The sequence below is a fragment of the Limnospira platensis NIES-39 genome, from assembly GCF_026000695.1.
Taxonomy (GTDB): Bacteria; Cyanobacteriota; Cyanobacteriia; order Cyanobacteriales; family Microcoleaceae; genus Limnospira; species Limnospira platensis.
Genome location: NZ_AP026945.1, coordinates 4,241,377 through 4,254,156 on the forward strand (window position 1 = coordinate 4,241,377; position 12,780 = coordinate 4,254,156).

Consider the following 12,780-nt stretch of genomic DNA (forward strand, 5'->3'; position numbering starts at 1 on the left):
TGAGGTTAAGTCAAATCACTTGACCAGCCAACTTCTCCCACATTATGGGTAACTTTACCAACACCGAAATTGCTACAATTGCTACTAAAAAACAAGTGGAGAGATTTTGAGCAGGCGATCGCCTATAACCCTGAGCAATGGCGACCTCTAGTTTTTAGCAATGGCTGTTTTGACTTGATTCATGCTGGACATATTCGCTACCTGACCCAAGCCAAAAGTTTAGGGCGATCGCTGGTGGTCGGTCTCAATAGCGATCGATCTGTTCGCCTGATTAAACCCCACTCGGCTGGATATCCTCCCCGTCCTATTATACCAGAATTACAGCGAGCCGAAGTTCTCAGCCACTTAAAACCCGTAGATGCAGTGGTGATTTTTCCAGAAAGCACTGCTAGGGCGATTATTGAACAGTTACAACCTGATATCTATGTTAAGGGTGGTGATTACACCATTGACACGCTACCGGAAGCGCCCACGGTTCAAAGCTATGGCGGCAAGATTGTCCTAATTGCCGTGGAAATGCCTACTTCTACCAGTGGGATTATTAATCGGATTTTGCACCATCATACCCCACCCAATTTGGGGATGAATCCCTAACTCTAGGGTCGCAAAAGGTGATGGCTATTAACTACCCCATTGACCACTGGCGGACCTCTATCAACTTCGACCCTGAGAAAATCAACACACCAGTTAGCTTTCCGTCCCCTGGCGCTTAATTGGTAGGGTCTGACACAGTAACACAACCAACCCAGTGGAATCGCTCGGATTTCGTTTCCGTCCCCTGGCGCTTAATTGGTAGGGTCTGACCTGGGAGAATATGGCGCTTACCAGTGGGGAGTCTTCCCCCTGTTTCCGTCCCCTGGCGCTTAATTGGTAGGGTCTGACTTCAAATCCAAAAAAGCACTCTAAGACGACATTCGATAAGTTTCCGTCCCCTGGCGCTTAATTGGTAGGGTCTGACCTCAGCGGGTATCACAGGAAAAGGGCACTAGAGAATTGCGATCGTTTCCGTCCCCTGGCGCTTAATTGGTAGGGTCTGACCGAGGAAGCGCTAACAGACTGTGATGTAGTCTGGTTAAAGTTTCCGTCCCCTTGCGGGGAATTGGTAGGGTCTGACGGCTTTTCTCTGCAGGACAAGAGGGTAATATGCCCCAGGTTCGTTTCCGTCCCCTTGCGGGGAATTGGTAGGGTCTGACTCCGTTGGCTGTAAAGAATAACGGTCAAATCGGAAGGTGGATTATGTTTCCGTCCCCTTGCGGGGAATTGGTAGGGTCTGACTAAATAATAAAAAGGTAACCGGGTACTTTAAAATATGGACTGTTTCCGTCCCCTTGCGGGGAATTGGTAGGGTCTGACCGCCACTAGACAAGAGATAAAAGAAGCGGAATCAAAAGCATAGTTTCCGTCCCCTTGCGGGGAATTGGTAGGGTCTGACAAACTCGGTAAGGGGAGGGCTTCTCCCCGGTCAGAAGTTTCCGTCCCCTTGCGGGGAATTGGTAGGGTCTGACATAAAAGGAAATAATTTACAAATACCTTCTATGAGGTCATTTAAGTTTCCGTCCCCTTGCGGGGAATTGGTAGGGTCTGACAAGATTATTTTGATAATCTCAGAACTGCTATTGTTCGAAGTTTCCGTCCCCTTGCGGGGAATTGGTAGGGTCTGACCTTGTTCTTGTTTTGGTTCTTGTTCTTTAAAAATATTATAAGTTTCCGTCCCCTTGCGGGGAATTGGTAGGGTCTGACTGGGAAGCGGATACACCTATTTGGTGTAACACCCTGAATTAGTTTCCGTCCCCTTGCGGGGAATTGGTAGGGTCTGACTCTGCTGAGGATTTCCAGATGAATGAACACCAAAGACAGCTAAGTTTCCGTCCCCTTGCGGGGAATTGGTAGGGTCTGACCACCCAGAAGGGGGAGTATTTATCCATACAAATCATGTCTGGTTTCCGTCCCCTTGCGGGGAATTGGTAGGGTCTGACAAAAAGTAAAAAGGGAGGATTGTAGTAAAACGACAATGCCCATGTTTCCGTCCCCTTGCGGGGAATTGGTAGGGTCTGACTTCAGGACTACCTTCGAACTGGTAGTATACCTACGGGCCGGTTTCCGTCCCCTTGCGGGGAATTGGTAGGGTCTGACACTTATGTGGACATAAGTGCCAACGGAGAAACAGTAGAAAATTCACAAGTTTCCGTCCCCTTGCGGGGAATTGGTAGGGTCTGACAATAGCAAAGTCAGCGGTGAATGCGGTTCCAGTACCTACGACTGTTTCCGTCCCCTTGCGGGGAATTGGTAGGGTCTGACTGAACTGAATCAACGAGCAGATGCTATCCTGCAAGACGAACGTTTCCGTCCCCTTGCGGGGAATTGGTAGGGTCTGACCAGATCTGCTTCTCTAGTGACAACCGTAGAAGGAAAACAAGTTACGTTTCCGTCCCCTTGCGGGGAATTGGTAGGGTCTGACAAACTCCTTATCCGTGGAGGTGGAGGTCCCGTTCATAGGTTTCCGTCCCCTTGCGGGGAATTGGTAGGGTCTGACGAGGACGCTGATTATTATCTCGGAAACTAAGCAATAAACAAGATTAAGGTTTCCGTCCCCTTGCGGGGAATTGGTAGGGTCTGACGTTGCAGGATTTCGATTCCGTAGTCGAAAAATGCGTTAACGCAGGAGGTTTCCGTCCCCTTGCGGGGAATTGGTAGGGTCTGACTTATACTACAACTACACGGAACTACATAGAATAAAAGAGTGTTTCCGTCCCCTTGCGGGGAATTGGTAGGGTCTGACTAGTTATCGCTTCTGTCGAGTTGCTAGAAAAGGAAGGTTTCAAAGTTTCCGTCCCCTTGCGGGGAATTGGTAGGGTCTGACCGGGGTGATGAGTCTGCGGGATATCTACCCTATCCTCAAAGCCTGGGTTTCCGTCCCCTTGCGGGGAATTGGTAGGGTCTGACATTAAAACTAATATTTCTTTATTTTCCTTATTTGATTCTAAGTTTCCGTCCCCTTGCGGGGAATTGGTAGGGTCTGACTTCAGAAAAGATATCAAGGTAAGGATTGCCTCGTGGGATGGGCGGTTTCCGTCCCCTTGCGGGGAATTGGTAGGGTCTGACATCTGGCGGTGTGAGCGCAGCATTGCGCTGCCACGAGCCCAACAGTTTCCGTCCCCTTGCGGGGAATTGGTAGGGTCTGACTGTGGCAAATCAAATGTCTTGATTACGTGCTTTAATCGCGCGAAGTTTCCGTCCCCTTGCGGGGAATTGGTAGGGTCTGACCTTCCGTCCAAATTACAGCTACTATGAAGCCCACCGGACGTTTCCGTCCCCTTGCGGGGAATTGGTAGGGTCTGACCCTATACCTTTGGAAACCTTACAGTATGCGGTTTTCAAGGTACGATCGCGCGAGAGCACGTAGAAGGTGCTTAACAAAACTTTACAGCCCTTTTTTTGGGGAGCAAATTCCTTTGTTTTCGCTGGATATATATTATCAGCCATAGTGCCAGACTGTCAACCCCCAAAAACAAAAACTTTTCTTTTTCTAGCTCAAATTTACCTGAACTAGCCCAGGATTGCCAGTCGCGCGAGGTTATGAGAATCTGTCATATAACTTTACAAAGTCCCAAACACTCACCCAGAAAGGAATCCATCCATTAGGGAGGGTCGATCGCCTTAAAAAGCCCCAATAATTATGAGAATCAACCCACCGACTCATTCCCTGGGGCAGGGGAGAGACCTTCAAGCCCACCTAACCCTGGAAGATAACCAAAGTCCACCCCAAGAAATTTCAGCAATTGTCAACATTTTGGCATCCCCAGATTGTCCGTCAGCGGTGAACTGAGTCCAATGCACCTGTACAATGGTGAATTAATCACCTTTTTATATTATTGGGCCAAACCAGCCCAGTTAGTTTTCCGCCGCCAGTTAACCCTAGGCGGTTTCCAAGCTACCGGAGATATTGAATGACTGATTTGATCGCCTCCTCCGAACAAGACTTATCAATGGACTTAAATCAACTGCGCTCACAACTCAACAGCGACAGCCAGACCCAGCAGTTAAAGGCGATCGCCTCATTAGTGACCCAGGGGGAACTCGGTTTAGATATACTGATAGAATTCTTAACCAACCAGCAGACCCAAACTCCCACCCCCGTCAGTGGTCAAGTCTATCAAGCACTGTATACAGCCAACCTCCCCAAAACCAAAGAGTTTTTGGAAACCCATTTTCCCACCGGAGTAGTCCCCCTAAACTCACTCGTAGGAGCAGATTATTTTCCCCTCCAACAGGAATTAGCACAGCAAAACTTCCAAGCCGCCGACCTGCTGACCCTCAGAAACCTGTGTGAATTAGCCGGGAGTGCTGCAGTTAAACGAAACTGGCTATATTTTTCGGAAGTCGATCGCTTTCCTGTCGCTGACTTACAAACCATCGATACCCTGTGGCGAGTCCATTCCCAGGGTCAATTTGGCTATACAGTCCAGCGGGAAATTTGGTTAGGTGTCGGCAAAAATTGGGATAAATTGTGGCAGAAAATTGGCTGGAGAAGCGATCGAACTTGGACTCGCTATCCCCAAGGCTTCACCTGGGATCTAAGCGCTCCCAGGGGACACCTACCCTTATCTAATCAATTACGCGGTAGAAGAGTCATTGAGGCTCTGTTAAATCATCCCGCCTTCGACAAGTAGGAAAACACTTCCCAGCCCTAATAGTTTCCTAGGCTGAAAAAGTCCTCGTCCCTAGAGGGCGGGGTCTGCCTACCCTCACCATCATGGTATATTGAAACGGAAACAATGTTATTGTAGAGCCAGGTCTTCCCCTATCCAAAACATAAATCTATGGTTGGTTTCCTCAAAGGTATTTTTTCGAGCCGTAAGCCGGGAATGGGTATTGAACTAGCCACCGAGCGAATTAGTATTGTCGAAGTGCGGAAAAAAGGCGATAAGTTCAAGTTGTTAACCCTAGCGACAGCCGAAGTTCCCGAAAATGTCGTGCAGGATGGTCAAATAGTTGATACTCCTACCATGTCGGAGTTAATCGAGTCCACATTGCAGGACAATAACATCAAAACCAAAAACGTCGCCACCGCTATTCCGGGAAGGGAAGCTGTAACTCGTTTAATTCCGGTTCCCGCCGAGTTAAATGAGGAGGAACTCAAAGATTATATGAACGCCGAAGCGGGTTTATATCTACCTTTTCCTAGGGAAGAAGCTGATGTAGACTACCAGAAACTCGGCACATTTGTTGATGAAGATGGCATCGAGAAAGTACAGGTTTTGTTAGTCGCTACCCGTAAGGATATCACCAATACTTACATAGAAACCTTTGAACAAGCCGGGTTACAAATAGACGTTTTAGAAATCAGTAACTTTTCCCTAATTCGGACTATGAAAAGTCAGTTAGAACACTTTAGTTCTAACGAGGCGGCTATTTTGGCTGACATCGAATTTGATAGCACAGAATTAGTGATTGTTGTCAATGGGGTTCCCCAATTTACCCGCACCATTCCCATTGGTTTGTATCAGGTGCAAACCGCCCTCAGTAGCGCCATGAACCTACCTCCGTCTCGGGATGTTCAGGAATTGCAGGCCATGACCCTCCCCGTAACTGATACAATGGGAGCATTGAACGAACCCAATCCGGGAGTTAATGCCATAATTAAAGTATTAGCAGAGTTGGCCGACGAACTACGTCGCTCTATTGACTTCTATATTAATCAAAATGATGGTTTGGAAATCGCTCAGTTACTTCTGGCGGGTCCTGGGGCGGCGATCGGACAACTTGATGAGTTCTTCATGCAGCGCCTAGCTATGCCAGCCACCCAGGTTGACCCCATAGAAGCCCTCAATATATCTACCGAGGGTAAGGAAATTCCTCCAGAACAACGTGCTAGTTTAGGAGTGGCATTAGGTTTAGGACTGCGTGTCACCTAATCGGGGAACTCTCCCCCGTTCCCAAATATCCATAGAAATCTTACCAGAGGGTTTGTGATTATGTACAGCCTTGATATTAATTTTCTTAACGATCGCCCAGACTATAAGCCCGCAGACCGAAAGCCCCAAAGTCGGCAGAAAGGGAAACCCGTTGACCAAACACCCATTTTAATCGGACTTGGGGTGGCTATGGGACTCAATGCCTTGATGGCCGGGGGTTGGTTCGTTTTAAATCGACAAAATGCCACCCTTTCCAGAGAAGTGGATACTTTAGAGTTGCAACTAGGCGAGAAAAATGTGCAAGTCGAAGCCCTCGATCACGTTTATGCTGAAGCCAGACAGACCAATGAGGAAGCCGATGCTTTGGCTTTGGTATTCAACGAGATTAAGCCCTGGTCAGCTTTAAGTCAAGAAATGGCTGAGATTATGCAAATTGCTGGGGTGAGAATTACTAACGTCCGACAAACTGAACCCACCGCTGAAGCGGGCGCAGCCTCTGGGGAAGAGGGACAGGCGGCGGCTAGACAAACCGCACAGGTGACCATTGAGGGGAATGCTGGATCTTTTGGACAGCTTAATGATTTTATGCTGTTGGTAAATCAGTCGCCTTTCTTTGATGACAGCAAAACCCGGTTGGTTTCTGCTAGATTGCACGATAACCCCACCCGTTTAGTGGTGGCTGATGGTTCTTCAGTGCCTGGGGGTCTGCCAGATTTACAGCCCATAGTCCAGTTTAACATAGAAACCCGTCTGAGTTCTGCCAGCGCTTCGGAACTGTTACCTCTATTAAAAGCTAATGATGCGGTGGGCTTGGTCAACAGAATTCAAACCCTCACAGAACAAGGGGTGATTAGGCCCTAGGCTTTCTTGGATCAGTTATGATGTCAATAATAACGGAGGATTTGGAAAATGGTAGCAGCAAATGAGTATCTTCTCGATCCTGATGAAGATGAGGAGGAGGGTTCGTCTGGCCCAGTGATATTGGGTTTGGCTATTACTTCTAAGGTCATTGGTATTGCGATTGGAGCCGTAGGAGCAATTTTGTTTGGGGCTGGTGTGTTTTACCTGGCTTTTCCGGCTTGGGAAGAACAGCAAATGCTGAATTCTTCTATTCAAACTAAGCAAAGGGAAATTGAACAGCAAAACGAGAAGTTGCAGCAGCAAGAAGAAGCTGAGAGACAACTAGCCGAGGCTAAACAGCGACGGGCTAGTGTAACGGCTTTGTTTGCTGATGAGGCTAATCTGCAAACCTTGATGTTTGATGTTAATGAACAATTAAATCAAATTAATGGGGGGATTTTGGATGAAGATCTAAAAGCGCGTTTGATTAGGTTTCAACCCCTAAATGATGGACCTGTACTGGTGGCTGATGGTTCTCTCGGTTCCCAAGTTAATAATAAACTGAGACGACAAGAGTACGAGGTGGAGTTGGAAGGGAGTTTTGAGCAAATCCGCAGATTTCTGATTTCTCTCGAGAGAATGCAGCCTATGTTGGTGGTCAGAGATTTTAGTTCTCAGTTGCTCGATCGCGCGCCAGAATTGAAGGGGGAAATTCGCCAGGGTCGCTTTGTTCCCATAGATGACCAGCCGCAACGCCGCCTCAGAAGCACGTTTAAGTTACACGCCTTAATGCCTTTGAGTGACCAGCAGCGTGAGGAAAAACAGCAAGCAGGTCAGGAAGCTGAAAAAAAATAATGCTCTGGTTCACAGATAATGGAGCGATCGCCTCATAACCCCTAATTAATGGCGATCGCTCATTTTTTTGCGGAAGGGGGGTTAGACCGCAACTGTATCACTAATCGACGGGGAGGGTAAACGGGAACGCTTAATCTACTGCCTCTGTAATATGACCCCCTCGCAGCGACTCAAAACCGTCAAGTTAGCAATCAGGATTATGGGACTAAGCAGGATGTTTATGCCCAGAGTGATTTTCAAACTACTAAAGCGATCGCTGAACATTATGATACCTGGAATGAACATAAAATTAAGTTTAGGCAAAAGCGATTAGCTGTCATAGCTGCTGGTATCTGACGCATTGAAAATATCAGCCTGGAAATATAACTCAGACCATCCGCCGCCATAAATCACCATCGGCAAACTATGTCAAGAGCTTGTCTCATGTTGATATCAGGTCGAACTGAGCAATTTTCCTGAGTGGGTCGGCAATAACGATGGTTTATAACTTGGTTGTTAGATGAAAGGCTAACAGTTTGGGTGACAAGCACACGCTCGGATCTGTTGCAGTCTACTGTAACTTCGGATATTTTTATTGAATTATTAAAGAACTTTTCTCTCGTGTAAAATGAGACATAATTACTTCGGGAATCGATATAAATCAAACTTAATGTCGAGTTAATAGGCTGCCAAGATTTCTCAAGAATAGTCCACCTAGTTCGCAAATCTAATGCATTAACTGCTGGTGCAGAGATCGTAACATAAGACGCGGCGAGTAACCCGGCAATAGACTTTTTAATCATGATCAAGTATCCTCATGGTATTGATGATCACTACAAGCTGATTATAACCCCAGTCGCCCAAAGAGGGCGAGGTCTTAGACCCAATTTTTTGATAATGGAGCGATCGCCTCATAACCCCTAATTAATGGCGATCGCTCATTTTTTTGCGGAAGGGGGTTGACAAAATCGCTAAAATGTGATAGGTTGCCGTGGTAAAACATCCGTGCATCCGTGGCTGTAGATAATTTCCTATTGTCCTGTTGTCGCGGATCAACTATGATTTTTCCAGGCCTAAGCAAACATAATATATAAACCCATAGCAACGGTTGCTTTCCAACTTTTAGGAGGAAATGTGAGAGATATTTTAGGATTTGGTGGAGGAGTAATGGGGGGAGTTGCAGCAGCCATGGTTGTGGCTGTCGCTCCCGCCCTAGCGTTTACTGTTGTCCGGGATATTCAATTATTCCAAGCCGACAACGGGGAGATTAACCTGGTGCTGGTAACAGACGGCGGCGAACGTCCAGCGGTGTTTGTGATTCGGCGGGGTAATGATTTTGTCGCCGATATTACTAACGCTCAATTGAGTTCTGCGAATGGGTCATTTCAGCAAAATAACCCGGCTCCTGGTATTGCTTCGATTGTGGTGAACCAGCTAGACCCGACCAGTATTCGGGTGATTGTGACGGGAACTAATGGCTCTCCTGAAGCGCGGATAATTCAAGGTGCGGGAGATGCTATTGCGATCGCGATCGCTCCAGAAGGGGCGATCGCCGAGGCTCCGGCTTTTGCACCGGAACAACCTGGGAACGGTACTTCTCAGGTAATGGTTCCCGACCCACCAGTTAGCATCACTGGTCAGCCTACGGCCCCTTCTCAAAACGGCAATAATGAGATTATCATGCCCGACCCGGCTTTAACTCCCCAAATGGGTCAAGCGCCATTACAGCCAAGGCGTTCCTTAGACACAACGCCACCCTTCCAACCCCGTGCTGTTGCGCCACCTTTAGGAGATATTGCGGTTTCTAATATCAATCAGGGTGTTTCCAATGTCAACCTGAACACCAACGAAATCATCCCCCGCCTAGTGTTGCGAGACGCATCAGTGCGGGAGGTATTATCATTGTTGGCGCGGGTTGCTGGCCTTAATGTTGCATTCAGTAATTTGAGGCAAGATCGTACAACTGGGCGTTTTCGACCGGGAGATGAAGCACAGGAATTTAAAATTTCCTTGGACATTGAAAATGAACCAGTCCAGGAAGTCTTTAACTATGTCCTGCGATTAACCGGGTTACAAGCCAATCGAGTTGGTAACACGGTTTTTGTCGGTTTTGAACTGCCTGAGTCTGCCCAAAATATTGTGATGCGAACCCTGAGAATGAATCAGGTAGCCGCTGAGAATGCAGCCAGTTTTTTAAGCACTCAGGGCGCTGCAACTCAGGTTTTAGTTACCGAAACTAGAAGAGTTACTGAAGGCGACGGGGATAATGCGCTGACAATTACAAGTAGCTCAACCCGAATCCAACCATTGGGAGCAACAGAAGGACAAGGACCTCTGGTATTAAGGGGGCTGTCAGTATCAACAGATGCACGGCTCAACTCTGTGACTCTGGTTGGAGATCCTGAAAAGGTAGAGATGGCAACTGCTATGTTAATGCAGCTCGATCTCCGTCAACGTCAGGTGGCGGTTAATGTGAAAATCATTGACGTGAACCTGACCGGGGAAGCCACCCAGAGCAGTAGTTTCTCCTTTGGGATTAATGATACCTTCTTTGTGAATGATGGCGGGGCGGCTTCTCTCAACTTTGGTGGCATCAATCCCCCAACTCGTGGTCAGTCTACAGGTGGTGTCACCTCTCGCCCCATTATTACCAACCCCCTAAGCACTCAAGAACCATTTTTTGATCGCGATAGCACGATTAGGACTCCGTTAACGGCTCCTGGGGGTGGTATTGGCTTGAGACCGATTCGACCTGTCACCGAGAGACCGGGAGGGGTTGGGCTTTCTGAATACGAACCCTTTGAGAGAGACTTAACAGATGGAACTCTGAGCGCCCTGGGTAGCACTACTGTTTCCGTGTTTCCCTTCTTCCAATATCCTCGGCGGTTCCTGTCTACCTTGCAAGCTCAAATCGTCAGCGGTAGAGCCAAAATCCTCACCGACCCCACCTTGGTGGTACAAGAGGGAGAAACTGCTTCCGTGCAACTGGTACAAGAGGTATTGCAATCGAGGACAACAACTTTTACAGATACTCCTTCGGGTACTAGGGAAACCATCCAGCCTCAACTTGTACCTGTGGGCTTGACTCTGGGGGTGAATGTTCAGCGAATTGATGATAATGGCTTTGTCACGATGACCATTAACCCAGAAGTTAGCTCCCCAGGAAGTCAGGTAGGAACAGGTGGCGATGATTTTGTCTTACAAATCTTTCGGCGGAATTTGCAGTCTGGTCGGATTCGTCTGCGGGACGGTCAAACTCTGATTGTCTCTGGTATTATTCAAGATCAGGAACGGACTGATGTAAGCAAGATTCCCCTGTTGGGTGACTTGCCTATCCTGGGTTCTCTGTTCCGTAGAAGCAGCACCAGCAGCGAGCGGGCTGAGGTAATTGTGTTGGTAACGCCCAGTATCCTGGATGATTCCGATCGCTCTGGGTTTGGCTACCAGAATAATTTTAGTCCCGATGTCCGCCAGATGATGCAAGGGCGTTAGGATCTGGCCGGAAAAACCCATTAACCGAAAATCCCCCACCCCTGGGGGATATTTTGATCGGCTAATATCTTAAAAAAAGTGGAAAATTCCCCTAAATCTATGACAATTTAGGGTTAAACCCTATCTATGTTGCTACAGAAACCTTAGAATAAGGCAGAAAATCGTGCAAACCATTGGGGGTAATTGATTGGCCCCCAGTTCTCAAAAGGAGAGATTGATGAATAAGGGTGAATTAATAGATGCAGTAGCCGAAAAAGCAGGTGTCACCAAAAAACAGGCTGATGCAGTGTTGAGTGCGGCCCTCGAAAGTGTTATAGATGCTGTTGCTACACAGGAAAAAGTCACCCTGGTGGGATTTGGTTCTTTTGAAGCGAGGAAACGCAAGGCGCGCGAAGGCCGTAACCCCCAGACGGGTGAAAAAATGGATATTCCAGAGACTTGGGTTCCGGCTTTCTCGGCAGGAAAGATGTTTAAGGAGAAGGTGGCTCATAAATAGTCGTCCATAACCCACCACTAATCAGGATATGGATTTAGTGGGTCTCCACGGGAGTAGATCATGAACAGACCCAGCCACGGGGGAAATTTGATGTGGGCGGCTTCGATCGCTGATTGTCCGCCATCAGAAATTGTCGATTTCTCGGCTAGTATTAATCCCCTCGGCCCTCCGTTAACGGCGATCGCCGCTTTGGCTAGTCATCAGGGGGAGATTAAAACCTATCCTCAGCCGGATTATATGGACCTGCGACAGGCTTTAAGTCGCTTCCATGGGGATGTACCCGTTGAATGGATTTTGCCCGGAAATGGGGCGGCTGAGTTGCTGACATGGGCGGGCCGGGAGTTGGCGCAAGGGTCGGCTACATATCTGCTGACTCCGGCTTTTGGGGACTATCGGCGATCGCTCAATGCTTTTAATGCTAGGGTGATCGAGTTTCCGATTAGTCTCGAAGGTGGCGATAACCTCCAATTTGATGGGTTGGGGGAATTAGACGACAGGGCGGGACTATTGCTGAATACTCCCCACAATCCTACGGGTATATTACTACGGCCAGAGTTGATTTTGCCTCTGTTGGAAAGGTTTGCTTTGGTGGTGGTTGACGAGGCTTTTATGGATTTTCTGCCACCGTCGGCACAAACTAGCTTAATTCCTATGGTGGCAGATTTTCCCAATTTGGTGATTGTGCGATCGCTGACTAAATTCTACAGTCTGCCTGGTTTAAGATTAGGATATGCGATCGCTCACCCAGACCGCCTAAATTTGTGGCGACAGTGGCGAGACCCTTGGTCTGTGAATAATTTAGCCGTGGCGGCGGGTATTGCAGTTTTAGGCGATCGGGCTTTTGAGGAAAAAACCCACCATTGGTTATCTATTAACCGCCCTAAACTCTATCAGGAATTAGGGAATATTGCCGGACTTTATCCTTATCCAGGGGTGGCTAATTTTTTGCTAGTCCGGTCTCAATGTTCTGTCACTCAGTTACAAACCAAACTACTTACAGATTATCGGATTTTGATTCGCGATTGTTTGAGTTTTCCAGAATTGGGGGACAATTATTTCCGGGTCGCCGTCCGCACCGAAGCTGAAAATCAATATCTGATTACCGCTTTAAAAAATATATTAATAATTGATAATTGATAATTAATAATTGTAGGGGCGCGCCTCTGCAGTCAACCCAACTCCCCACGACCTTCTAAATAAACC

Annotated in this window: 9 protein-coding genes, 1 pseudogene and 1 CRISPR repeat array; of the genes and pseudogenes, 9 read left to right on the plus strand and 1 reads right to left on the minus strand. The window is 47.7% G+C overall.

The window, feature by feature from the left end:
* The first annotated feature begins 78 nt into the window (after positions 1-78).
* From N39L_RS20975 to N39L_RS21000, 6 genes and pseudogenes are all read left to right on the plus strand, one after another.
* A complete protein-coding gene (locus N39L_RS20975) occupies positions 79-594 on the plus strand; it encodes an adenylyltransferase/cytidyltransferase family protein (RefSeq protein WP_014276275.1) in 516 nt (171 codons plus the stop codon).
* Positions 595-691: 97 nt separating this feature from the next.
* A CRISPR array of direct repeats spans positions 692-3,340; the repeat unit is 37 nt; unit sequence GTTTCCGTCCCCTTGCGGGGAATTGGTAGGGTCTGAC.
* 607 nt (positions 3,341-3,947) lie between these two features.
* On the plus strand, positions 3,948-4,670 hold the full coding sequence (locus N39L_RS20980; protein WP_014276277.1) for a GUN4 domain-containing protein: 723 nt from the start codon (positions 3,948-3,950) through the stop codon (positions 4,668-4,670).
* A 150-nt stretch (positions 4,671-4,820) separates the two neighbouring features.
* Complete coding sequence (gene pilM / locus N39L_RS20985) at positions 4,821-5,915, plus strand: type IV pilus assembly protein PilM (RefSeq protein WP_014276278.1); 1,095 nt, start codon at positions 4,821-4,823, stop codon at positions 5,913-5,915.
* 60 nt (positions 5,916-5,975) lie between these two features.
* On the plus strand, positions 5,976-6,776 hold the full coding sequence (locus tag N39L_RS20990; RefSeq protein ID WP_014276279.1) for a PilN domain-containing protein: 801 nt from the start codon (positions 5,976-5,978) through the stop codon (positions 6,774-6,776).
* A gap of 48 nt (positions 6,777-6,824) precedes the next feature.
* Complete coding sequence (locus N39L_RS20995) at positions 6,825-7,610, plus strand: hypothetical protein (RefSeq protein ID WP_014276280.1); 786 nt, start codon at positions 6,825-6,827, stop codon at positions 7,608-7,610.
* A gap of 219 nt (positions 7,611-7,829) precedes the next feature.
* Positions 7,830-7,946 (plus strand): annotated as a pseudogene (locus N39L_RS21000) (hypothetical protein); the annotation flags it as partial.
* 520 nt (positions 7,947-8,466) lie between these two features.
* Here the strand turns inward: N39L_RS21000 and N39L_RS21005 are convergent.
* Positions 8,467-8,670 carry a hypothetical protein gene (locus tag N39L_RS21005; protein ID WP_126277520.1) on the minus strand — a complete coding sequence of 68 codons (204 nt, stop codon included), beginning with the start codon at positions 8,668-8,670 and terminating at the stop codon, positions 8,467-8,469.
* A 53-nt stretch (positions 8,671-8,723) separates the two neighbouring features.
* Between N39L_RS21005 and N39L_RS21010 the strand changes: the two genes are divergently transcribed.
* From N39L_RS21010 to cobD, 3 genes are all read left to right on the plus strand, one after another.
* On the plus strand, positions 8,724-11,081 hold the full coding sequence (locus N39L_RS21010) for a type IV pilus secretin family protein (protein ID WP_014276281.1): 2,358 nt from the start codon (positions 8,724-8,726) through the stop codon (positions 11,079-11,081).
* 217 nt (positions 11,082-11,298) lie between these two features.
* Positions 11,299-11,577, plus strand: a complete 279-nt coding sequence (locus tag N39L_RS21015; RefSeq protein WP_006617078.1) for an HU family DNA-binding protein — start codon at positions 11,299-11,301, stop codon at positions 11,575-11,577.
* A 60-nt stretch (positions 11,578-11,637) separates the two neighbouring features.
* Complete coding sequence (gene cobD / locus N39L_RS21020) at positions 11,638-12,714, plus strand: threonine-phosphate decarboxylase CobD (protein WP_014276282.1); 1,077 nt, start codon at positions 11,638-11,640, stop codon at positions 12,712-12,714.
* Positions 12,715-12,780: the final 66 nt, after the last annotated feature.

What these genes read in the sequence shown, in the direction of transcription:
- N39L_RS20980 (WP_014276277.1), top strand. Translation starts at nt 3,948, where the DNA reads ATGACTGATTTGATCGCCTCCTCCGAACAAGACTTATCAATGGACTTA.
- pilM (WP_014276278.1), top strand. Translation starts at nt 4,821, where the DNA reads ATGGTTGGTTTCCTCAAAGGTATTTTTTCGAGCCGTAAGCCGGGAATG.
- N39L_RS20990 (WP_014276279.1), top strand. Translation starts at nt 5,976, where the DNA reads ATGTACAGCCTTGATATTAATTTTCTTAACGATCGCCCAGACTATAAG.
- N39L_RS20995 (WP_014276280.1), top strand. Translation starts at nt 6,825, where the DNA reads ATGGTAGCAGCAAATGAGTATCTTCTCGATCCTGATGAAGATGAGGAG.
- N39L_RS21015 (WP_006617078.1), top strand. Translation starts at nt 11,299, where the DNA reads ATGAATAAGGGTGAATTAATAGATGCAGTAGCCGAAAAAGCAGGTGTC.
- cobD (WP_014276282.1), top strand. Translation starts at nt 11,638, where the DNA reads ATGAACAGACCCAGCCACGGGGGAAATTTGATGTGGGCGGCTTCGATC.